This window comes from Niabella sp. CPT15-335-S11, from assembly GCF_058792415.1.
In genome coordinates, this window is the sequence record NZ_JBYTEI010000001.1 from 777,674 (window position 1) to 800,922 (window position 23,249).

23 protein-coding genes are annotated in these 23,249 nt (G+C 46.7%); 8 read left to right on the plus strand and 15 right to left on the minus strand.

Annotation, left to right across the window (positions count from 1 at the left end):
- The first annotated feature begins 55 nt into the window (after positions 1-55).
- On the plus strand, positions 56-1,486 hold the full coding sequence (locus tag AC3WS5_RS03170; protein ID WP_492465753.1) for an arylsulfatase: 1,431 nt from the start codon (positions 56-58) through the stop codon (positions 1,484-1,486).
- A gap of 213 nt (positions 1,487-1,699) precedes the next feature.
- On the opposite strand, the gene hypA is transcribed toward AC3WS5_RS03170, so the two are convergent.
- The 11 genes from hypA to AC3WS5_RS03225 all read right to left on the minus strand — a co-directional run bounded on the left by hypA (position 1,700) and on the right by AC3WS5_RS03225 (position 11,820).
- Entirely contained in the window at positions 1,700-2,047 is a 348-nt protein-coding gene (hypA, locus tag AC3WS5_RS03175) for a hydrogenase maturation nickel metallochaperone HypA (protein ID WP_492465754.1), read from the minus strand.
- A 3-nt stretch (positions 2,048-2,050) separates the two neighbouring features.
- The gene (locus AC3WS5_RS03180; RefSeq protein ID WP_492465755.1) at positions 2,051-3,484 is read right to left on the minus strand and encodes a nucleoside hydrolase; all 1,434 of its coding nucleotides are present in this window, start codon (positions 3,482-3,484) and stop codon (positions 2,051-2,053) included.
- A 33-nt stretch (positions 3,485-3,517) separates the two neighbouring features.
- On the minus strand, positions 3,518-5,341 hold the full coding sequence (locus AC3WS5_RS03185) for a TonB-dependent receptor plug domain-containing protein (RefSeq protein WP_492465756.1): 1,824 nt from the start codon (positions 5,339-5,341) through the stop codon (positions 3,518-3,520).
- Positions 5,342-5,495: 154 nt separating this feature from the next.
- Positions 5,496-6,209 carry a hypothetical protein gene (locus AC3WS5_RS03190; RefSeq protein ID WP_492465757.1) on the minus strand — a complete coding sequence of 238 codons (714 nt, stop codon included), beginning with the start codon at positions 6,207-6,209 and terminating at the stop codon, positions 5,496-5,498.
- A 5-nt stretch (positions 6,210-6,214) separates the two neighbouring features.
- Positions 6,215-6,379: a hypothetical protein gene (locus AC3WS5_RS03195; RefSeq protein ID WP_492465758.1), complete on the minus strand. Its 165-nt coding sequence runs from the start codon at positions 6,377-6,379 to the stop codon at positions 6,215-6,217.
- A gap of 23 nt (positions 6,380-6,402) precedes the next feature.
- Positions 6,403-6,906: a 4Fe-4S dicluster domain-containing protein gene (locus tag AC3WS5_RS03200; protein WP_492465759.1), complete on the minus strand. Its 504-nt coding sequence runs from the start codon at positions 6,904-6,906 to the stop codon at positions 6,403-6,405.
- Positions 6,907-6,983: 77 nt separating this feature from the next.
- On the minus strand, positions 6,984-8,072 hold the full coding sequence (locus tag AC3WS5_RS03205; protein ID WP_492465761.1) for a hydrogenase large subunit: 1,089 nt from the start codon (positions 8,070-8,072) through the stop codon (positions 6,984-6,986).
- A gap of 2 nt (positions 8,073-8,074) precedes the next feature.
- Positions 8,075-8,422: an NADH-quinone oxidoreductase subunit C gene (locus tag AC3WS5_RS03210; protein WP_492465763.1), complete on the minus strand. Its 348-nt coding sequence runs from the start codon at positions 8,420-8,422 to the stop codon at positions 8,075-8,077.
- A gap of 93 nt (positions 8,423-8,515) precedes the next feature.
- The gene (locus AC3WS5_RS03215) at positions 8,516-9,052 is read right to left on the minus strand and encodes an NADH-quinone oxidoreductase subunit B family protein (RefSeq protein WP_492465764.1); all 537 of its coding nucleotides are present in this window, start codon (positions 9,050-9,052) and stop codon (positions 8,516-8,518) included.
- Between the two features lie 32 nt (positions 9,053-9,084).
- The gene (locus AC3WS5_RS03220; RefSeq protein WP_492465765.1) at positions 9,085-9,930 is read right to left on the minus strand and encodes an NADH-quinone oxidoreductase subunit H; all 846 of its coding nucleotides are present in this window, start codon (positions 9,928-9,930) and stop codon (positions 9,085-9,087) included.
- A 15-nt stretch (positions 9,931-9,945) separates the two neighbouring features.
- The gene (locus AC3WS5_RS03225) at positions 9,946-11,820 is read right to left on the minus strand and encodes a proton-conducting transporter transmembrane domain-containing protein (protein WP_492465767.1); all 1,875 of its coding nucleotides are present in this window, start codon (positions 11,818-11,820) and stop codon (positions 9,946-9,948) included.
- A 217-nt stretch (positions 11,821-12,037) separates the two neighbouring features.
- Between AC3WS5_RS03225 and pnuC the strand changes: the two genes are divergently transcribed.
- Both pnuC and AC3WS5_RS03235 read left to right on the plus strand, forming a co-directional pair.
- Positions 12,038-12,673, plus strand: coding sequence for a nicotinamide riboside transporter PnuC (gene pnuC, locus AC3WS5_RS03230; protein WP_492465769.1), 636 nt, complete (start codon positions 12,038-12,040; stop codon positions 12,671-12,673).
- Positions 12,666-13,238 (plus strand): AAA family ATPase, encoded by a 573-nt coding sequence (locus AC3WS5_RS03235; RefSeq protein ID WP_492465770.1) that lies wholly within the window; start codon positions 12,666-12,668, stop codon positions 13,236-13,238. Before pnuC ends, AC3WS5_RS03235 begins: the two co-directional genes overlap by 8 nt.
- Before the next feature lie 14 nt (positions 13,239-13,252).
- Here AC3WS5_RS03235 and mtgA read toward each other — a convergent pair whose 3' ends face one another.
- From mtgA to AC3WS5_RS03250, 3 genes are read right to left on the minus strand one after another with little or no spacing between them, the layout of a single operon-like run.
- Positions 13,253-13,954 carry a monofunctional biosynthetic peptidoglycan transglycosylase gene (gene mtgA / locus AC3WS5_RS03240; protein ID WP_492465771.1) on the minus strand — a complete coding sequence of 234 codons (702 nt, stop codon included), beginning with the start codon at positions 13,952-13,954 and terminating at the stop codon, positions 13,253-13,255.
- Between the two features lie 43 nt (positions 13,955-13,997).
- Positions 13,998-14,633 (minus strand): LysE family translocator, encoded by a 636-nt coding sequence (locus AC3WS5_RS03245; protein ID WP_492465772.1) that lies wholly within the window; start codon positions 14,631-14,633, stop codon positions 13,998-14,000.
- A gap of 41 nt (positions 14,634-14,674) precedes the next feature.
- Complete coding sequence (locus tag AC3WS5_RS03250) at positions 14,675-16,207, minus strand: GH3 family acyl-acid amido synthetase (RefSeq protein WP_492465773.1); 1,533 nt, start codon at positions 16,205-16,207, stop codon at positions 14,675-14,677.
- 204 nt (positions 16,208-16,411) lie between these two features.
- On the opposite strand from AC3WS5_RS03250, the gene AC3WS5_RS03255 reads away from it, so the two are divergent.
- From AC3WS5_RS03255 to AC3WS5_RS03275, 5 genes are all read left to right on the plus strand, one after another.
- Positions 16,412-17,179: an inositol monophosphatase family protein gene (locus AC3WS5_RS03255; RefSeq protein ID WP_492465774.1), complete on the plus strand. Its 768-nt coding sequence runs from the start codon at positions 16,412-16,414 to the stop codon at positions 17,177-17,179.
- A 41-nt stretch (positions 17,180-17,220) separates the two neighbouring features.
- On the plus strand, positions 17,221-18,249 hold the full coding sequence (thiL, locus tag AC3WS5_RS03260; protein WP_492465775.1) for a thiamine-phosphate kinase: 1,029 nt from the start codon (positions 17,221-17,223) through the stop codon (positions 18,247-18,249).
- A 109-nt stretch (positions 18,250-18,358) separates the two neighbouring features.
- Positions 18,359-19,876 carry a S41 family peptidase gene (locus AC3WS5_RS03265; protein WP_492465776.1) on the plus strand — a complete coding sequence of 506 codons (1,518 nt, stop codon included), beginning with the start codon at positions 18,359-18,361 and terminating at the stop codon, positions 19,874-19,876.
- Between the two features lie 76 nt (positions 19,877-19,952).
- Positions 19,953-20,942, plus strand: coding sequence for an aldo/keto reductase (locus tag AC3WS5_RS03270; protein WP_492465777.1), 990 nt, complete (start codon positions 19,953-19,955; stop codon positions 20,940-20,942).
- A 69-nt stretch (positions 20,943-21,011) separates the two neighbouring features.
- Positions 21,012-21,416 carry a (R)-mandelonitrile lyase gene (locus tag AC3WS5_RS03275; protein ID WP_492465778.1) on the plus strand — a complete coding sequence of 135 codons (405 nt, stop codon included), beginning with the start codon at positions 21,012-21,014 and terminating at the stop codon, positions 21,414-21,416.
- A gap of 161 nt (positions 21,417-21,577) precedes the next feature.
- Here AC3WS5_RS03275 and AC3WS5_RS03280 read toward each other — a convergent pair whose 3' ends face one another.
- Entirely contained in the window at positions 21,578-23,242 is a 1,665-nt protein-coding gene (locus AC3WS5_RS03280) for a DUF4998 domain-containing protein (protein ID WP_492465780.1), read from the minus strand.
- Between the last annotated feature and the right edge of the window lie 7 nt (positions 23,243-23,249).

Genomic DNA, 23,249 nt, shown 5'->3' on the forward strand with positions numbered 1-23,249 from the left:
TCGCCTCTGAGCGGGTTAGCTCGAAAATAGTTTTACAAATTTCAACCGAAAAAGAATGAAATACCGGATACTGCTGGTTTGCCTTTTGTTGAGTGGAGCTTTCGTTTCAAATGGACAAAAAACAAGCGCCCTCAAAACGCATGCTTCTAAACCAAACATCATATTGATTGTTGCGGATGACCTGGGTTACGGGGATCTGGGAGTTTATGGTCAGCAGAAGATCAAGACGCCGAAGATCGACCAGTTGGCGCACGAAGGGATGAGATTCTCACAGTTTTATGCCGGAACTACGGTTTGTGCACCGTCGCGTTCTTCGTTGATGACCGGGCAGCATACCGGGCATACTCCTATCCGGGGGAACAAAGAAGTGAGGCCTGAAGGGCAATGGCCACTGAAAGCTTCCGCCGTGACGGTAGCAGAGCTGATGAAAAAGGCAGGATATACCACCGCCGCTTTTGGTAAATGGGGCCTGGGTTTCGTGGGGACCGAAGGTGATCCGTTGAACCAGGGGTTTGACCGATTTTATGGATATAACTGCCAGGCTCAGGCGCATAATTATTTCCCGGATCATCTTTGGGATAATGATCAAAGAATCGAGCTCGGTAATACCCCTACATCGCAGACGGCCTATGCTGCCGACATGATTCACCAGAAAGCGCTTTCATTTATCACAGAGCACAAAGACAGCCCGTTGTTTATCTGCCTGACTTATACCCTGCCGCATGCCGGCCTGCAAATACCAAAGAATGATCCCTTGTTTGAATACTATAAAAAGGCTTTTAATGAAAAGCCTGTTCAGGTGCCTGAAACCTGGAACGGCGTCGGTTACCAACCCCAGGCTTATCCAAAAGCAGCTTATGCTGCGATGGTCGGCAGGCTGGATAGATATGTGGGGGACGTCATTCAGACGCTTCAGAAGCTTGGCCTGGACAAAAACACATTGGTTTTTTTCACAAGCGATAACGGACCCCATCATGAAGGTGGGAATGATCCGGCATTTTTCAATAGTAGTGGTGTCTTCAGGGGGATCAAAAGAGATTTATATGAAGGCGGTATCCGGGTACCGATGATCGCCCGATGGCCGGGTAGGATTCGCGCGGGATCTGTAACTGATTTTGCGGGGGCTTTCTGGGATTTTCTTCCCACGTTTGCTTCCCTTGCCGCTGTGACTACACCCCGGGAAATAGACGGCGTTTCGATGCTTCCTACGCTGCTGCACAAAGGAACCCAGCAACAACATGAATACCTGTACTGGGAGTTTCATGAAGGTGGTGGCAGTCAGGCTGTACGAGCGGGAAAATGGAAAGCTATCCGGTTAAATGTAAAAGCTAATCCCAATAATCCTTTGGAGCTTTTTGATCTTAGCGCGGATCCTGCTGAGAAAAATAATGTCGCCAAAAAATATCCCGATATAGTGAAAAAAATGGGTGAATATATGAGGCAGGCACACGTAGAGAATACCGATTTTCCGCTGTTCAAACCCTGACCCGATGTTTCACATTAATTCTGGGCGATTAAAGTTTGAAGCGCGGTAAGCCTTGCAGAAACCTGCAGTTCGTTTAGATTAATTTGTGACAAATATCCAGATCGGGCAATTTTCAAATTTGCTGGGGCGGTCCGGAACTGCAATGTCGCCGGCCCTGTACAAACCGGTATCCTGTTCAAGACATTTCAGCCCGGGACCAGAACTGAATAGTCTTTAGGAATCTTCCAGGTCATAGCTTACCACCTTCATTTCTTTGCCCTCGGTGATAGAAACCTGGTAGCTTCCGCAATTGGGGCATGAAGTCGCGAAATGATGCATAGGAAATTCTGTGCCACAGGAATTACAGATCGCCCTCCCCTCGGCGATCTCAATGTTGAGCATGGCTCTGCTTAATAGCGTCTTCGCTTTCACAATGTCAAACGCGAAGAGCAAAGCATCCGTTTCTATCGCGCTTAATTCACCCACCCGGATATTGACTGCTGAAATATATCCAGGGGTTTCGGCCGGCTTTACCTCCGACATTAATTGAACGATCGACTGAGCTATAGATACTTCGTGCATGCGTCACATTCTATCAATCTGAAAAATCTGATGACGGTCAAAGTTAACCCAATAATCCCTAGCGAGTTTCTCTACGTATTGCCAATAAGCGGGCGTCATACCAAATTGTTCAATTCCTTTCTGGATATCCTTTTGCATTTTTTGCGCGACATCTTCGTTTAAAGTAAACTTCACACTTTGGTTATTAAACCGGAAAATGACGGTGGGTCGTTTTATGACTGTGTCAGAAACGGTGATAAGCCCCTGTCCAATCGTTGCCCCGCTGCTGATTTGAATGCCGTCGTTGAAACAACTGAGCGGTGGCTTGTTACCCGCAAAGGAAATAGCATATAAGTTATTTACCCCTACATTAAAGTATTCGCAGGCCCTGATGCCTGCTTTTGCGCCGATTATTGAATAGATGCCCGTATGTCCATGTACCTCGTTGGTTAAAGTGATCGCTTTCCATTCGGCCAGACCAAAGTCGGAGATTGTGCCCGGGATTATTTCTGCATAATCTTTCTTATACAGATTTTGCTGAATTGGAAATGTAGTGAAGACCCGGTTCATCGCCGCTGTTTTTGAATGCAGGATTTCAGCAATGTCGCCGTAGATCTTTGCAGCAGAAACGGTTTGTTTCAGCATGGCATTTTCATACCCGTCTTTCTTTTCCACATCAAACAAATCGGGGTGCGAAAGGTATAAGGGTACCAGATCATCCCATAACCCTGCATGTCCCTGCTTCAGTTTTTCTTTTACCACAGGTGTGTTAAGTACATCCAATATAGTTTTTGTATAGATGTTACCCGGCTGCTGCAGGGCGGACATATAGTCCTGATCAGGGGAAAGGGTCCTTTTCCCTTTAGAAACCATCACCAGCGGGACTTTTGAACCCATAATGTCCATCCACGCTAGACTGTCGGTGACGTAATTGAATGAGCCCGACTTTTCGGGTTCACAGTACCAGACAAGTTTCTCAATCTTGTCTAAAGAGTGCCTTGTCTGTTTGATCCACCGCGCATAATTCGTGAGCGGACCCAGGGCAACGAGCGTGACCTTCTCAGCACATCCGTCAACGGCTTTCTCAATAACATCAACGGCGCTCTGCTTTTTTAATCCCACTTGTTTTCCCCAGTTGATCTGTCTGGCAAAGCCGCTCCAGGCCGGCAATGGCTTTGATAAAGACTCTCCTGCGCCGATGGGGATGCCATTATGGTAATAGGTATAAAGCAAGGCGCCAACTTTATCAAAAACTTCCCCCTGGCTCAGGCTGCCCTGCGAAGCAGTAATGCCCAGAACGTTGAAATCGTGACCTGCGAGAAACATATTGATAGCCCTGAAATCATCCAGGGAGCCATCGGTATCAATGACTACATAATGAGATGGTTTCCCCGAATCCGCGATCGCAGGATACCGGAAGGAGAGTATCAAAAGCAAAATGATTGCTGCGTTCCTCATATGTAGATTTTTTATAAAATATCACCAAGTGGCTTAAAATCCAACATTGATGCCACCGGAAATATTGATACCTGGCATTGGGTACCCGTAGTTAATCTCATATTTCCTGTCCAGTAAATTATTGCCGGCTACGAACAAACTGATCTTTTTGAAAGGTGTCACACCCACACGGGCATTAAGCAGGGCATACGAATTGATTATTTCCGGATTCAGGTTACTATGCAGCTTGTCGATGTATTGCAGTCCGGTAAAGAAAGTCCAGATCTTATAATTGTAATTTCCATTTACATTAAATTGCTGCCGCGGCGCCGCCAGGGTGATTTTTTCCTGGTGCAGGTAGTTATAATTTGCATGCAGGTGCAGGTTGTTTATGGGAAAATAGTTGGCTGCAAATTCAATCCCTCTATTGGCGAATGTCCCCAGGTTCTGCCGTTTCATCTTCGGCGGTATGCCCGCAACCTGGATCAGGTTCGTGCCATTGGCGGTGTAACCCGTCAGTTCCAGCTTCAGCCGGTTGTTCAATAATTGCTGCAGCCAGCTTAGCTCATAGCTGACCATTTGCTCAGGCTTCAGCTCAGGGTTAGGTGCATACAAATACATCTCCATAATCGTAGGACTCCTGAAACCCTTCGCAACAGTTGCTTTGAAGGTAGTCCGGTTGTTCGGGCTCACTGCTGCGCCGACGGTAGGAATCCATTGCCCGCCCCAAACGCTGTTGTGTTCTGCCCGGATGCCACCGCTAAGCGTGAGAATACGGGCCAGTGTTTGCTGCGTGTAAACATAACCTGCAATCTCATTGACGGTTTTGAGGCTGTCCCTTGCAACACCGGTATTCGCTTTACCTCCATATTGTTTCAGATCTGTACCAATAGTTAATGAGTTACCTTTAAATAGCCGCAGTGTCTGGTAAAGCATGATCCCTGAGTTTCTGTCGCTTGATTTGAAACCGTCTGAAAGATCATGGTCCCCGAAATTATGATACAGTTTTAAAGCCCCTTCTGATTTTTCGAATTTATTGATCAGCGAGAAGGAAGTCTTTCCCCTTAAAATATCAATATGAAAAGCGGCGGGCTTAAAAACCGGACCGTTGTCGTTAGCGTCATATTTGGCAATCATCAGATCGGCCATCAAACTGAAATGATCATTGATCTGATATCCGAGTTTAGTGTAGCCATTAGTGATATTGAAATCAGTATTTTCTCTGATGCCATCGGTCCTGTCGTGATTCAGGGAAGCGTAAACATCCCATTTCTTTCCACGGTAACCAGCCGTACCATAATATTTTTGGGTGTTATAGGATCCGTAAGAGCCTCCCAGACTGCCATTGAATCCATTCTTCTCATTTTTACGGGTGATGATATTCACGACGCCGCCCATCGCATTGGTTCCATAGAGTACTGATGCAGGCCCTCTGATAATCTCTACTTTTTGGACATCTGATGCGACATAGGCATCGGCAAGGGGATGACCGAATATTCCCTGAAACTGCGGGTGCCCGTCGATCAGTACGAGAACACCGGTATTTGGTGAACCGCCAATTCCACGGATATTGATACCGCCGGATCCGCCGGTTGCTACGCCGAATCCTAAGATATTTCGCTCTGTGACAAAAACGCCGGGCACATAATCGTTGAGGACAGGAAGTATATTGATCTGCCCAGTATTTTCGATTTCCTGCCGGTTGATCTGCGAAACCGAAAAGGGAACTACTTTCTTTGAAGTTTCGAACCGGGAACCTGTAACGACAACTTCTTCTAATGCAATAGTGTCCTGGTTGGTGGGTTTATTGATTTCCTGTGCGTTCACACTGATGTGAAAGATAGTACCTGAGATAGTTAAGATTAAGAATCGCTTCATGTTTTGTTGATTTGAATATGCATTAGTCCGTAAAAGGGCCCATAAACATACACGAAATTACTGACCGGATGCCACTCCGAATCGGCCGATTTGCGTAAACGTTGCCGGTCGGCACCATTGGAAAGGATGGGTTCTAAGACAAATTATTAGTGAATCACAGGCCAAGGAACAGCATACCCAGCCCACACATAAAAATAGTCCCGCCAGCAATAGCATGGCTGAATTTTTCCATGAATTTCATCGGAACAAATTTGAACCCGTATGTCGCCAGCAATACCATGGCGATCATGGTAGATATTGTAACCAGTGAGAAAATCACCGTGACCAAGACGAGGTCACCCATGTGATTTTTCGCAGCAGGGTACATAACCAATGGAATCAGCGGTTCGCATGGGCCGAATACGAAAATAGTAAACAATATCCAGGGGGTGAGATTAATTTTTGAATCGTCTGTGTGTACATGGCTGTGTTCGTTGGTATGTGTGTGCACGTGTTGGTGTACGGAACCATCGCTATGCATGTGCAGATGGGTATGCGGCCGGTTCTTATACGCGCGCTTAATACCCCAGATCAGGTAGAGCAATCCGAATACCGTAAAAATATAAGAGATGATGCTTCCCCGGACGCCCTCCATCAGTTCAATTTTATGGATAGCAATACCAAAGAAGATACCAATCAGGCCCAGCACCACGGAACTTCCCACGTGACCGAGTCCGCACAAAGCCGTGAAGGTAATAGTCTTTCGCATCCGCCAATTCCGGGCTTTTGAGATGACAATAAAAGGAAGATAGTGATCCGGTCCGGTTATGGTATGAAGAAATCCGATGGATACTGTTGTGATTAATAAAATAGTTAATTCCTGTGACATGATATTTATTTTGTATGGGTATGCGGCTTTCCCTTTGTTTCGCTTAGTTCGGCAAGCACCAGTTTACCATAATGAATGCCTTTGATAGCAATAATTTTATCTGCCAATGTTGTCAGTAGCCTGGTTTTGCCCCTGAGGTCAATAGTCACTAAACGGAGATCGTGCGACAAGTGTATATGTTGAGTCTGTATGATCAGGCCAACTCCGGATTTTGACCTTCTTCTTTTCGTCCGGTAATTTTAAATGATTCAGCGGCTGCACGGGCTTTTGCCTGTGCTTCTTTTTCTTCGGCCTGTTTTCTCTTTTTTTCTGCCGTGTAAGCCGCCCTGCTTTCAAGGGCTTCGCTGAATAGTCTGTTCCAACTGTTATTTACATCTTGTTCTTTCAAACCCGGAGGGCCGGGTTCAGCCGTTTGCAACAGGGCGCCCGGAGCGGGGCAGGCTCTCACACATTCCTTACAGTAAATGCACACATACGGGCTGTAATGATACGTTTGTTTACCAGTATTTAAATCCTGCGAAAATACGATCGCCCCCGGAGGGCAGGCCATTTCACATTTCCGGCACCAGATACAGAGCGATTCTTCAAAAGCGATCAGACCCCTGTAATCATCCGGCTTGAAAGTGGGTTCAAACGGATACCTGGTGGTTACCGGCTTTTTGAATAAATTTCCAAGGGCGCTAAAAAAACTTTTCATCTCAATATTTTTTGTCTTTCTGGTAGTCGCATTTTATTTTTCAATGATCGCAACTCCAAATATTCTATTCCTTTAAGTTACCTGGACGTGCAGGACAGGCATGGATCATAAGAGCCAATAATCGCTGGAGCACTGGCATATTCATTTCCCGCGAAGCAATGAACCATAACCGGAACGTTTGAAAAGGTCGGCGCTTTGATCTTCAGCCTTTCCAGGATCTGTGTTTTGTTGCCCCTCGCGTAATAGAAAAGTTCACCTCTTGGTGCTTCCAGACGGTTGATGGCTTCACCATCAGGGAACCCTTTAAAATCAACCGCGATATCTCCCTCCGGCAATCCATGGATTACGTTTTCAATGATCTTCATTGAGACGTAGATCTCTCTGAGTCTGACCAGGTTCCGTGCGTACACATCGCCTGCTGTATCAGTTACCATTTCAAAGCCCGCTTCTTTCCAGGGCAGCAGGTCCTCGGTTTCATTTCTTACATCGATAGCCAGGCCGGCAGCCCGGGCAAAAGGGCCCACAACACAAAGCCGCATGGCATCTTCACGCGTGAGCTTACCCACACCTTTGTTTTTCAATCCAAGAGTAAGGTTGTTACTGTAGATATCCACGAGCTCATCCAGTTGCGGTCTGAATATTTTCAATTTCTCCAGGATCGTTTTTGCCACATCAGTTCGCAGATCCCTTGTTACGCCACCGACGATTGAAAAGTCGTATTGGATGCGGTTTCCGCAGACAGCTTCGAGCAATTCCATGGCAAATTCGCGGTACTGCATGGTCTTCATGAACAAGGCTTCAAAGCCGGAGTTTTCGGCTACATGCGACAAGCAAAGCAGGTGCGAGTGTATCCTGTCGAGCTCAACAACAAGCATCCGCAGGTATTTTGCCTTCCTGGGAATATCCAGCTTCATCAGTTTCTCAGCGACCTGTGAGTAGCAGGTGGTATGTGAGATCGAGCATAAGCCACACACCCGGCCAACGACAAAGCTTACCTGCCTGAATTTAAATTTGGTACAGCATGCCTGTTCAATACCGCGATGAACATAGCCTACGTTGGCTTCTGCCTTAATGATCTTTTCGTTTTCCGTGGTGAACTTGAAGTGCAAGGGTTCCAGCAATGCAATATGCTGTGCGCCCACCGGAATATTGTATTGGGTAGCCATAATTATTTTTTCTTTTTTCTTAATGGAGCAGGATCGGCGTCTACATCCAGCATAAAACCTTTATCGGCGCCTTCGATATTCACACCCAGTAAATCTGTAAGCTCAGCTTCCGGTACCCAGGCCGGGGCCACTACTTCGCGGATGCTGGGGACGGTTTGCGCTGCCGGTGCTTTGGCTACGAAAACGGTAGCCGAGCAGGGAAATGCGTAGTCACAAAAGAACCATTGATATTCTATTTCGTCGTTGCCCAGATCAACACCGTTCATGGTGATGAAGTGATGGGCATCGGGCCTGTAAAAAGCTGCAATGTCCTGCTTAAGGTTCTCGAAACTGGTCTCTCTGCGGTTCATAATTTAAGTTTTTAACTTTATCAGACTCTCTGGGCGGCGGGGGACTGGCTTTACTACAGTTACAATATCCTGCCTGAAACGAAAGTCGATTGTTCAACCAAATATCGCCGGTTCATTGTCCGGTATGGTTTCAGCCACTTTTCTGCGGTTTACCTGCTCGTCATACAGAACCGCTTCACCGTCGAGTTTGATCGACTTTTCCCTGTCTTTAGTTTTCTGCTCCAGTTTGGCGAGTGCTTCCACCACACCTGCGATGATTTGTTCAGGGCGGCAACCGCAGCCAGGTACATAAACATCAACCGGGATATACTGATCCACACCACCTTCTACGTTATACATACCGCGGAATACACCTCCCGTGCAGGTACAGCTCCCACAGGCCACGACTACTTTGGGTTCCGGCATCTGGGAGTAGATATCTACCAGCCGTTCGCGGGACCGCTTGGTCACTGGTCCGGTGACCAGCATGATATCGGCCTGTTTGGGGTTGCCGGAATTGATCATCCCAAATCTTTCGATATCATATTTGGGGCCAAGGCAGGCCAGTATCTCAATATCGCAACCATTGCAACCCCCTGCGTTATAGTGCAGGATCCAGGGAGATTTTTTTCTGAATTTGTTGAGTTTCATCGTTGATACTTAATCTTGTTTTTTTAACGATATCAAAACATTCCGAACATCGTCAGGATCAGATTTACGAAAGCCAGTGGCAGCGCTACCCACAGGCAAAAACGGACCATCTGTTTATAATTCACTCTGGCACTGGAATTGTCGAGCGCGTTGATATACAGAAAAGTGAGCGCTACCAGCAGAAGTCCAAACCAGATATTGGCGCCCCCAAAAAGGAAAACCAGCAGGTAGCAGAATACGTAGTCCAGCCATTTGGCCGTATAAATAGCTTCGTAAAAAATACCGGAAAATTCCAGTTCTACACCTCCCACCACTTCCTGGTGCGCTTCAGCTACATCAAACGGCGACTTTTTCAGCTTCACCGGCAGTACCAGCAACAGCGCAACAAAAGCGAGCGGCATTTTATACAATATGGGAATGGGGCTGGCATACAGCGCGGACACCTCAAAACTTCCTGTTAGTAAATATGCCGAAATAGCTATGATCACCAGCACAGGTTCATAGGCCAGGATGCTGATGGCGCTTCTGTTTGCGCCCAGGTGGCTGAAAATGGAGCGTGTACTGAATCCTGCAAGGATGATCACGGCTGAAGACAACAAGTGCAGGAATATAATCAGGATAAAATCGCCGCCCAGAATTAGCAAGGCTACGGCCACCCAAAGGGCAAGAAAATGCACGAGGCCCAGGAAGGCGTGGGTGCTATGTACCAGCATCCTGCGTTTGTCCAGCAACTTCAGGAAGTCGTAAAAAGGTTGCAGCAGCGGCGGGCCTATCCGGCGCTGCATACGGGCCCGGACAATTCTTTCCAGGCCGTAGATCAATCCCCCGATCACAGGCGCCAGGACGATGAGTATAATCTGAACAAGCAAATGATTCATTTGAAATACTTTAAATTAAGTAAAATATCCCGTCAGTAAAATAGCGGCAAAGAACAAGATGCCGGTAAGCACAAACCAGGGATCAGCCTTATCGGTAGAAAAATAGAAAGATGAAAAATTATAATCTACTTTTTCGCCACACGCATACTCTTTCACCCGATCTACTTTCTTGAAGCGGACATACATGGCCACAATGATACCCACCGGCAGGAGAATCAATGCTGCAATCATGGGTAATATGGGCAGCCGTATGTTATCGATCAGCATACCCAGGCCGGCCAGAGAAATAATCACCGGTCCCTGGATCACGTCCTCGGCCACCGGTGCAAAATACTCCGGGATCAGCCATGGAATAGCTATTGTGAACAGTAATACTGTTGCCAGCAGAAAGCTCAGGGTACCTTTATACAGGGGATCCAATTTTTCAAAGTTTACTTTGTCCCGCTCTCCGCTTCTGGATATCATAGCCCCCAGCACTTTAAAGTATAGCAGCGACAACACCGCGCTTCCACCAGCAATCGCAACCAGGATCAGTGCCCCAGCGAGTTTAAAAGTGGGTGCTACCGTACCGATTGTTTCGATGCTGAACCATTTCCCAATAAACGCACCGAACGGGGGCAGTAGCAACGACATGAAACCTACGGCTACAACCAGGGTGGTAAATGGACCTGAATCACCCAACTTCGACATATCGCTGGTTTTCTTCAGATGAAATACATTTTCGAGTATTCCTGCATCGAGGAAGAGCATACATTTTGAAAGTCCGTGAAACACGATCAGCATCAGCGCAGCTGTTACGGCGACCGGAGTGCCGATCGCACCCATCAGGATCATCAACGCGAGAAGTGCGATGGTTGAGTGGGCCAGTATTTTCTTGAAGGTATCCTGGGCCAGTGCGCCAATCGCCGCGGCAATGAATACAAAGGCTGCCAGGCACATGATAACCGTGGCAACCGGAGTACCTTTAATTGCGGGCACCATCCTCAAAATCAGGAAGGGTGCAATCTTTACCATGGTTGATGAGTGCAGTAGCGCGCTTACAGGCGTAGGGGCTACCATTGCGCCAATCAGCCACTTGCTGAAGGGGTATTGAGCGCCTTTTACCAGTGCGGCAACTGCGAGAAGGGCAAAAGGCATCATTACGCCAACAGCGGGAGCCTTGGAAATGAGGTCACTCATGGACGGAATGCCATACGCCGGGGTGAAAATCGTGTAAGCGATAGCCCCAAGTATAGCCAGCCCACCGATCTGGTTCATCCAGAGGGCCGTTAGTGCATTTTCTTTTGATTCTTTGTCTTTTCGGAACCGGATAAATAAGTAGGATGCGAGCGTGGTCAGTTCAAAAAACAGGTAGAAATACTCCATGTTATCCGCGGCTGCAAGCAGGTTCATAGCAGCCATGAACCAGAAAATGGTCGACATGAAATACTTCCGGCGAAAATTGCTGCAATTTTCGTCTTCAATGTATTTTAATGAATAGATGGCGATGACCCCACTGATCACATTCACCAGGAGGAACATGAAGATACTCAGTTTATCCACGTAAAACTGCATGGCGCCTTCATGCGGCATATGGCCGGATAAATAAGCCAGCAGTCCGCCCTGGACCAGCGCCAGCGACCAGACGAGTACATTTCGCTGCATGATACCCTGAAAGAGTATATATGCCAGCAGCATAAAGTCTACTATCAGCACGATGGTATCCAGATAAGAAGGCGCTGAGAAACGCAAAACACCATTGCCTGCATAGATATACAAATACAGCGAAAGCGACGAAATCACGACCGTTGCCAGTATCGTGGTAATTCTCACCAGGGCTCTGGGGAGGATCAAAATAACCAGGCTGACAATTGCCGGGATGACAAACAGACTAACAACGATGGAGGTCATTTCGTTAGTTTTTATGTGAATCGATAAGATCTACAAAGTTAAAAATACCTGCCCGCAAAACAGGCTTGTAAACTATGATATTAGTCAGGAAACCGAATGGCAGTTTTCATATTTCCGCGGTTGTCCGAATGAGCGCCCCGAACTGTCCGGCAATACTACAACCAGGATCATTTGGGAAGTTTAAGAAGCTGATTCCTTATTTTTGAAAAAATAAATATTGACGTCCGACCAGATTTTTCATGCATTTTATGAGGGATTACTGAATACTTCCTTACTGGAATATATCGCGGTTTTCTCGGGTATCATCAGCGTGTGGTTCAGTCGAAAGGAGAATATACTGGTGTATCCGACGGGGCTTGCAAACACGATCATTTACGTATACTTAAGCTTCAAATACCATTTGCTGGGGGAGGCGTCGGTGAACTTGTACTACACTGTCGTCAGTTTCTACGGGTGGATTTTGTGGGCAAAAAGGGACCGGGAGCACCGTCACGTCGTGACCGTCAAATATTCTACAAGTCGCGAATGGTTCTATCAGTTATTGTTTTGCGGTTTTTTCTACGTAGTCATATTCATATCACTGACTTTTCTGAAGGAAGCATTTGCATCGGGGGCTATTCCGTGGGCAGATGCTCTGGCATCTTCTACCGCATATACCGCCATGTGGCTGATGGCAAAAAAGAAAGTGGAGAGCTGGTATTGGTGGATCGCAACGAATATTTGTTCGATTCCGCTTTATTTTGTCAAAGGTCTTGTTTTTACCAGTGTGTATTACCTGATCTTGTTATTCATGGCTTTTTGGGGACTGGCGGAATGGCGGCGAAAAGCCTCGGAAAATAACACATATGCTTAAAAAAATCGTCATAATAGGACCGGAAAGTACGGGAAAGAGCACATTATCGGAGTTGCTGGCGGAGGAGTTTAGGACCTTATGGGTGCCTGAATATGCCAGGGAGTATTTACTCAGATTCGGGAAATCATATGGGTACGAAGATCTGCTGGAGATTGCGAAAGGTCAGTTGGTCAGGGAGGACAGCCAATCCGAGAAGTTGTCGGGCGATCCGGCTGCGCCAGTGTACGGGCCTGATCAGTCGAAACTGCTGTTTATCGATACGGATATGTATGTGATGAAGGTGTGGTCAGAGTTTGTTTTTGGCCGATGTCATTCATTCATACTCAACGAGGCTGCCTCCCGGAAATACGACCTCTATCTGTTGTGCGATGTAGATCTCCCCTGGGTTGCAGATGAATTGAGGGAATATCCTGATCCGGGGCCGCGGATCGAGCTATTCGATATATATAAAGATTTGCTAATCAATCAGAGCGCTCCCTGGGTAATCGTGCGCGGGGATTACCCCGAGCGGTTCCGGATTGCGCGGGATGCGGTGAATCGCCTGATCGCGGGGGAATTAATATAATAACGGAACTAAATTTATTTGTTGATAATTGCCTGTATTTCCCGGTCGGGTTTCAGGAAATTCATCTGTTGCATAATCTTTCTGCTTCTTTCCGTTACATACGGCGACATCGGCTTGATCTTGTATTTTCCCGGGTTGGGTAAAATTGCGGCTATCGCAGCGGCTTCATAAGCCGTCAGGTCTGCAGCAGGTTTATTGAAATAAGTTTGCGCGGCCTGCTCAATGCCAAACAACCCCTTACCCATTTCAGCTACATTCAGGTAAATTTCCAGGATTCTTTTCTTTCCCCAGATCTTTTCGATCAGAAAAGTGAAATAAGTCTCAAGACCTTTGCGGGTCCAGCTCCTGCCCTGCCACAGGAACACATTTTTAGCGGTCTGCTGACTGATGGTGCTGGCGCCACGGGTTCTACCCGGTTTCCGGGTATTGTACTCAATCGCTTTCTGAATGCTTTTCCAGTCAAATCCATTGTGATCGGGGAAGAGTTGATCCTCGGCGGCAATTACGGCCAGCCTGGCGTTTGGCGAGATTTGTTTTTCGCTGACATATTTCCGGTGCAATCCATTCCCATTTACAAGGCTGACAAGCTGGGTTATTGTAATAGGAGGTTCGACCCATTTCAGCAGGACTACATATAGCAAATGCGTTATGAGCAAAAAGATAAACAGCCTCTTGCCCAATTTCCATATTCCTGAAAATAATCTTCCTATTAACATTTGCTAAATAAAGCAGACCGTTCAAAAATATTGAATATAATTTTCATTTTGGGAATTGATAAACCATCAATCCCCAAATCAGTGCGAATCCAAAACCTACCAAAATGATACCATTTATCCGGTTTATCAGGTGAATATTATGAGGAGTGAGCTTATTTCTGATTTTGTTAGCAAGTAGTACTTTGGTAACGTCTGAACTGAGCACCAGTAGCAGGCAGGTTAAAAAAAGTAAGATTCTTTCCTGAACGGTGTGATTGATAAACGTAGTAGATGCGGTAAGCCAGAAGATGAACACGGAAGGATTAAGCGTATTCATGAAAAAACCTGAAAGGAACAGTTTCAGGTAATCCCGCCGGCGGAATAAAATGGGGGCGGTACTCCCCTTTTCTCTGAATTCCTCCTTTTTGAAGAATATGAAATAAAGGCCTACGATGACCAGGAAAACGCTGCCTGTAATGCCAATTAATTGTTTATGGCTGGATATCGTAGCGAAAAGTTCAGAGAAAACATTGCTCACGAATGCGAGGCTGAAATCGCTGGCCGAGACCCCTGCCACAAAAGCTAAACCGCCCTTGTGACCCACATTAATACTATGTCTGATAACGGAGAATAAAACAGGCCCTACTGCTATGCTCAGCAACAAACCCAGGGTAATTCCTTTGAGTAATGCCTCTGTCATAATTAAGAGAACAAAATAAGGAAGATTTTTTTTGGTTGTGATTAAATTTTTCTAGTAGTTAAAAAATGCTGCCATTCCACCAGTAAATTACCTTTCATAACCCTGGGGAATTTACTCTGACTGCCAATTTTCCCCTTTTGCTCAAGAAATTTCAGAAAAGTGGCTTCGGGATAGACTTCCAGGAAAACTTCTTTTAGCGCACTAGTCCTTTCAACGGCATAGTCGTCATTAATCTCTTTCAGTTTGTTATCGATAAACTTCCTGAGTTTTTCAGGGTTTACTTTGTCGTCAGTACCGATATACCATTTATGAGCAAATAAATTCTCATAAGGAAATCCTGCTACAGTATATTCGGGAATACAGATATTGAACTGTTCGTTGGCCTCTTCAATGGCCCTGTTCATATTGTCTACACTCAGGTGTTCGCCCACAAGACTCAAATAATGTTTGGTTCTTCCCGTAATAATGATTTCGCAGTTTTCCTTATTGATGAAGCGAACTGTATCCCCCAGGAGGTATCGCCAGCTCCCCGCGTTTGTGCTTATAAGCAAGGCGTAGTCTGTTCCGCATTCCACTTCGTCAATTAACAGCGCCTCCGGATTTGTCACTATTTCGCCTTCCGGTGTGAAATTTTTGTTGTTAAATGGAACGAATTCAAAGAAGATATTGTTGTTGGTGATCAGTTGCATGCCCTTTGCCTTTTCTTTCATTTTAAACCCGATAAACCCTTCGCTTGACAGATAGTTTTCTACATAGGAAATAGGTTTTCCCAGCAATTTTTCAAAGGATTTACGATAGGGTTGAAAAGCCACCCCGCCGTGTACGAACACTCCGAAATTCGGCCATATCTCATGAATATTCTTCACTTTGTAGTGTTCAATGATCATTTCCATGCACATCTGGCACCAGGCGGGCACACCCACGATACATCCGATATCCCAGTCTCTCGCGTGTTCCACAATTTCATGTAGTTTTTCATTCCAGTCTTTCATTGCAGCAATTCTTCCGCCGGGTTTGTAAAAGGTCTGGAACCAGAAAGGCTTATTCTTAGCCAGTATTCCGCTAAGGTCGCCGGCGTACCACCCCGCCTTTCCTTTTTCAAGGTTGGTGGCGCCCCCCATCATCAGGAATCCTTTTGTAAGCGCCTTCAGGTTGGCCTCTTCATATCCGAAAACGCTCATTAGCTGCCGGAGATAGTTTATGGTATTGCTCCTGAGCAGCTCCCTGGTGATTGGAATATACTTGCTGGAAGCCTCCGATGTACCCGAACTCAGCGCATAGTATTGTACTTTCCCAGGCCAGGCAACGTCCGGAACGCCATCGAGCGTCTTTTTCCACCACTCATTATAGATTTTGTTGTAGTCGTGAACCGGAACCAGGGATTGAAACTTTCTTTCAAGATCCTGGCTCATCAAAGCCTGATCGAAATGATATTTCTGACCAAACTCGGTAAACCGGGCTTTCTTCAGAAGCTTTTTTAATACTTTCCGCTGGTGGCTCTTCGGATCACTCTGACCAAGTCTGAAAGCGGATCCTATCGACCGGGAAATTTTAATTTCGATGAGAGAAGCCATAATGACACTTTCCGGTATGACTAAATATTAAAATTACAAATAGTCTTTCAAAGTCCGCAATATACGGATTTGGCACATTTGGATTATTTTTTATCGAAGATCCGGATAAAAGCACCTTTTCCTTAAATTGGGTGCGACCACTTCCGTCCCTACTAATAAAAGTGGAGATGCCGGTCTTTTATAGGGGATGACTATCTTTGGGGCATGTTAAAATCAGTATTGCACGAGGCCGTCAAAGCCGGCGCTGGAGAAATTAGCCGTTTTTTTAATCAATCTTTTGCGATCTCTCACAAAGAGGGTAGGAATAACTTGGTCACCGAAGCCGACCACGCCTCTGAAAAAGCGATTATTCAGGTCATTCGGACAAATTTCCCCGACCATTTTATCCTTACCGAGGAAAGCGGTGAGCTACCAAGCAATTCTGAGTATAAATGGATTGTAGATCCGATTGACGGGACAGTGAATTTCGCACATGGTATTCCCCTTCACTGTGTTTCCATTGGTGTTGAATTCCAGTCAGAAATGATCCTGGGTATGATTTTTAACCCACACATGAATGAACTTTTTTTTGCGGAAAAAAATAAGGGGGCAACCCTGAACGACCAGCCGATCAGGGTCAGCAGGGAAGAAGATGCCATGAGCTCCTGCCTGGTTACCGGGTTCCCCTATCAGTATATCAATCAACCCAACGGTCCCCTGGAAGTTTTTGGTCGTCTCGTCAGGGAAGGAGTGCCGGTAAGACGGATGGGTTCGGCTGCCCTGGATCTCTGCTGGGTTGCATGTGGCCGATTCGACGGATTTTACGAGCACAAGCTGGAAGCCTGGGATAGCGCAGCCGGCAGCCTGATCGTACGTGAAGCGGGGGGTAAGGTTACGGATCTGAAGGGAAACGATTATTCAGTTTACCAGCATGGAATGGTGGCCACCAACGGGCTGATTCACGATCAGCTGGTGAACATTATTAACCAATGATTATCACTACTTGGTGATTTTATTAAGTTATATTACAAGACATGAGTAATAGGACAGAACTTTCGGAACTGGGGGAATTCGGTTTGATTGATCATCTCACCAGAAATATCGAATTGCAACAGGCGTCCACGCTGGTGGGTGTCGGGGATGATGCTGCCGTCATGGATTTCTTTGGCCGGCAGACAGTGGTTACGACCGACCTGTTGCTGGAAGGGGTTCATTTCGACCTTATGTACTCACCTCTGAAGCACCTGGGGTATAAAGCGGTTGTTGTGAACCTGAGCGATGTGTACGCGATGAATGCGGTCCCTACCCAAATAACCCTGAGCCTGGGTGTAAGCAACCGGATTAGCCTGGAAGCACTGGAAGAATTTTATGAGGGGGTGTATGCCGCTTGCCGGGCTTATGGAGTGGATATGGTTGGGGGCGACACAACCACTTCACAAAAAGGTTTTGTTATTTCAGTTACAGCTCTTGGCGAAGTGGCACCCGACAATTTCGTAAAACGCAGTACTGCACAGCAAGGTGATCTGATCTGTGTGAGCGGCGATCTGGGCGCCGCCTACCTGGGATTGCTGTTCCTCGAACGGGAACGAAAAATATTTCTGGAAAACCCTAAAATTCAACCGGATCTTGAACAGGAGGAGTATGTGATTGGGCGCCTGTTGAAGCCGGAGGCAAGGAACGATATTGTCGGGTTCTTTGCAGAACAGAAACTTCGGCCAACCTCTATGATTGATATCAGCGACGGACTCAGTTCGGACCTGTTGCATCTTTGCCGCGACAGCAATCTGGGCTGTATACTATATGAAGAAAAAATACCGATAGCGGAGGACACCCGTAAAGCCGCTTTTAAATTTGAGTTGGATCCTACTGCCTGTGCGCTGAGCGGTGGAGAGGACTACGAATTGCTTTTTACTATTTCCCAGGCCGATTATGACAAAGTTTCACAGCATGCAGGCATCGCTGTGGTGGGGTATATGACCGAAATCAGCGAAGGAGAACATATAATCACGAAGGGGGGCAGCAAATATCCACTGACGGCGCAGGGGTGGAACCACCTGAAATAACGGGTTACTAAACGCCCGTAGTTTCCAGTTTCGGGGCAGATAGTATTTTGCATTTCAGCGTATTGTGCCCGGGGCTTTGGCCGTCTTAAAACACCATATCGGGAACACTATGGGACTGCGATTTACAGGTTTGGCGGCAGGTTTGGGGTTAGTCCTCCTCCTGACAGCCTGTGCCTCATCCAAAAAGACTTTCAACCCGGGGCGCAAATTCAGCCCTCAGGAAATGATGCAGGATTTTGATCTCTACCGGCAGATCCTGGAGGAGCGGCATCCCTCACTCTATTGGTACACGCCCAGATCCGCCCTGGAACACACCTGGAGCGAGACCCGGCAAGCCCTGAGCGACAGTATGACGGAAGCCGAATTCCGGAAGCATTTGGTGAAAGCTACAGCAGCTATTCAATGCGGACACACGACCGTAATGGCCTCAAAGAAATACACGAGGTATGCGGAACGGCGGGAAGTTCATTCTCTCTTTCCGCTCAGCGTAAAGATCTGGGAAGATACAATGGTAGTTGTTCAAAACAGGTCTACCCGTGAAACCCGACTCAAACGGGGTACGCTCATAGATTCTTTGGACGGTATCCCTGTCCGCGCATTGCTGGATACCATGTATCAGTACATCAGTGCGGACGGGAATAATTCTGTAGCCCGGAATCAATTGCTGAGTCTGGGTACTAATTTCGGGGCATTGTATATTACGCTTTTTGGCTGGAAAGAGGCTTTCCGGTTGTCTTACAGGAATGAAGCCGGCGCGGCGGAAAGTGTGTTGGTCAGGCCCCTCACCCTCAGGCGCGATGCACAGCCGGAAGAAAAAAAACATAAAAAGAAATTGGAGAGCCCGAAGTCTAAAGCTGAGAAATTGCAGCAACAAAGATCGCTGAAAACGGACGCTGCAGGGCGCTATGCAGTGATGGAGCTGAACAGCTTTTCTTCGAAGTTGCAATTGGGCAAATTTTTTCGTCAGTCGTTCAGGTCGCTGGAAAACCAGCACATCAACAACCTGATCTTAGATCTCCGGTTGAATGGTGGTGGCCGGGTAAGCCATTCCAACCGCCTGACCCGATATATCACAGACAAACCGTTTAAGATCAGCGATTCGCTGTATGCCGTTAGCCGGCGATCTGCCTGCAGTTCCTGTATTAAAAATGATTTCTGGATCAGGATATTCCTGAACCTGGTCACGAGACGCAGGACTGACGGGCATTTTCACTTTGCTTATTACGAAAATCATTTCTTTAAACCTTTGAAAAGGCATCATTTCAGCGGCCAGGTATTTATTTTGAGCGGAGGGCAATCCTTTTCGGCTTCCACGCTGGTGATGACCGCTCTCCGGTCACAGGCAAATGTTGTAATTGCCGGTGAGCAATCCGGAGGGGCTGCTTACGGGAATTCAGCATGGCTGATCCCGGACGTTACGCTGCCTTTGACGGGCGTCCGTTTTCGATTACCGTTATTCCGGTTGGTGGTCGATAAAGATCTGCCCCATGACGGAAGTGGCGTCAGGCCTGAGCGTTATGCCGGTCCTTCTATTGATGCGATTAAGGAAAGCAGAGACTATAAGATGGATGCGGTCATGAAATGGATCGAGCAGGAGAGATCCGGGCGGCACGGGCATGAAAAATAAAAGTGATTTTTATTTAGGGTTGGTAAATTTGTCCTGGTCTTGCTATAATCTATTCAAGCTAAAAAACGATATATATATGAATATGCAGAAACGGAAACTGGGTAAAAGCGGCCCCGAAGTTTCAGCTATCGGGCTTGGTTGTATGGGTATGAGTTATGGATACGGTCCTGCGTCCGACAACCAGGAAATGATTCGAATGATTCGCACAGCAGTAGAAAAGGGGATCAATTTTTTTGATACGGCAGAAATGTACGGGCCGTTCACCAATGAAACGCTGTTAGGTGAGGCGCTGGCTCCCTTTAGGGGTGAGGTGGTGATCGCGACCAAGTTCGGGATCAAGCTTGTGGATGGACAGCAGGTACAAGACAGTAATCCTGCCCGGATCAGGGCCTCGCTGGAAGGTTCCCTCAAAAGACTCCGGACTGATTACATTGATCTTTATTATCAGCACAGAGTAGATTCCGGAACGCCCATAGAAGAAGTTGCCGGAACTATCAAAGACCTGATTCAGGAAGGTAAAATAAGGTATTGGGGGCTTTCAGAGGCAGGCGTACAGACTATTCGCAGGGCGCACGCGGTGCTACCGGTAACAGCCGTGGAAAGCGAATACTCTCTTTGGTGGCGCAAGCCTGAACGGGAATTAATGCCAGTTCTGGAGGAGTTGGGTATCGGCTTTGTACCTTTCAGTCCGCTTGGAAAGGGTTTTCTAACAGGGAATATTGGCAGCGGCACCAGATTTGATGACCACGATTTTCGCAGTAAAGTGCCGCGGTTTAGTCCGGAGAATATTGCTGCAAACCAAGTTTTGGTTGGGCTACTAAAGGAATTGGCTGTCAGAAAAAATACGACAGCCGCTCAGATTGCCCTGGCCTGGATACTGGCTCAAAAACCATGGATCGTTCCAATTCCCGGGACCACAAAAGTTCATCGGCTGATAGAAAATATTGAGTCGGTGGGTGTGGGGTTGGGTAAACAAGAGGTGGATGAAATAAATCAGGTACTGGATCAGATCCCGATTGCAGGAGATCGATATCCGCCGGAACTGGAAGCCAGAACAGGGATTTGAGTTATTCGGGGGCCGCGCATCGGGCGCGACCAGCCGGGAATTGGTTTCAGTAATTTAAAAGAAATTTATATGGGTAACTTCGTCGACAGTCATTTTGATAAAGGACAGCCGGGTTTACCAGCTTATTTTACGGGAAGCACTTATGTTACTCCGTTGCTGGCCCGCGACCGGAACAATGATTTTTCAATTGCTAACGTGGTTTTTGAGCCCGGCGCCCGAACTCATTGGCATACTCATCCGAGGGGGCAGGTCTTGATTGTGACAGCCGGCAGGGGATTTTACCAGGTAAAAGGTGAGGCTGCCAGGATGCTGAAGGAAGGAGATGTCGTGAACATTCCCGAAAATATGGAACATTGGCATGGCGCCGCATCCGATACAGCTTTGGTACACATCGCGATAACCAACTACAAAGGAGAGGAAAATGTAGTATGGTTGCAGGCTGTGACCGATGATGAGTATAAGTCTGTTCAGTGAGATCCTGCGCGCGAGAACTTTTTCGTACGATCTGCTCAAAAAAACTAACGACCGGCTAGTCTGCTCCTTAAACGCGGAGGATGGTAGAATCAGGGTGCGTTTTATTGTGGAATAAAAGCGGGATTTGAGAGTATTTATTCTCTCAAATCCCTTTTTGAGTTTTAGTTTTTGCTAAATCTGAAATTAGCGAAATAAAAAGTTAGAGGTTCTGTCGGCGTGCCAAAATTCATCGACGGCTCTCCGCCGATGTTGAGCACGATAACCCGGTTGTGTTTACCCACGGCCTGAGAAAGATCCACTTTTATGTCGGTCCATACCTGAAGCTGACTATCGTTGATGGAGAAGTCGTTGGCGTTAGGCGCCCAATATTGCTGGCCAAAGCTGCTTTCCGAATTAAATGCCCACATGTAATTCATAAAACGTGGCCATAGTCTCTGAAATGGAGCATAAATCCCAGAGAATGTGGATTTAGCGGGTGCATATACTTTGAACCGGAGAAATTTATACTGCGCAATATCAAATTCGTATTCTTTTGGGATGGTTAAAACAAAGGACCCACTTCTGTCCAGAACAGTTGCCTTTATCACATTTTGCAGACCGACCCCATCGGGGTAAGTGAGGGCCGGAGCTTCCAGGCTCATCCTCCATGCGTTATCCTGAACAAGTCCATCCAACAAAAAGGGCTGGAGAGGAATCAGGGCTTCGTCGGGTTTGCCGACATACTCGATGACACCACTAGAAGCGTATGGAGCCAGTAATTGGTCGATGCCTAACGAATTTGGAATATATTTTACTTTAGTCAGCATTCCCAGGTCCAGCAGATCCAGTAAATATTGCGCACTGGCAAGAGGTATGTCGCCCGCTCTTCTGGCAAATGCAACGAGCGGTCCACCGCCAATAGACTTTACAATACCGTTCCGGTTATAATTTGTTTTAGTCATTTCAAACAATGTCCCGCCCGTCAAATCAATTTCCTTCAGTCCTGAGAAATAGAATATATCCTGCAAGGTCGCCGTATGCACCGGGAATGTTAATTTCTGCACGTTCGCTACAGCGTCAGCGGTGAATGTATTTATACCGTTTGCTTTAAGAATGCTCAATTCCACGGGCGTGAATGGTGTAGATCCGGTGGGGATATTTATCTGCAATTTTTGAGGAAAATAAACGGTATCCAGGATGGGAACGCCATTTACTTTGGGTATGATTTTATAAGTAATATCAATATTTGCTGCTTCACCTGAATTCAGGTTAGCCATGAATATACGCGGATTCGAGCCTCTGTCACCGGTACGTTGCAAGCCACCTTTATCCGTATACGTATATTTCAAACCATAATAATTCAGGAGGATGGAGGAGAGTCCGGATGGCCAGCTCAATACTCCCGAAGAAGGTGAAGCCAGGACTTTGGGTGAAGATACGACCAGACTTGACAAATCAGTTGCTGTATAAGGAATCAATGCAATTTGCTGCGGAACCGATTTATTCCCAAACTCATCGACCGTATAGACTTTAAACCTGTACAATTTTGGCATTTTGAGATCCTTTACATTGATCCAGGATGCCAGTGAGTCGATGGTGATTTTTTTGTCGTCGTATTCTACTACGGTCTTGAGGGCCTTGCCCAGATTAATCTTACTAGATGGGATCCTGCCAGCCTTCATTAAATCAATTTCTACCCGTTCGTATCCGATCCTTCCAATGATGGTGTCAAATTTGCCTGGGTATACAATTTCACCCGCGTACTTTTCCAGGTTGTCATACATCTTTCCACAGGATGAAAGGAAGAGTATAAATAAAAAGGAGACTAATAATATTTTATTGCTCATGACTTGA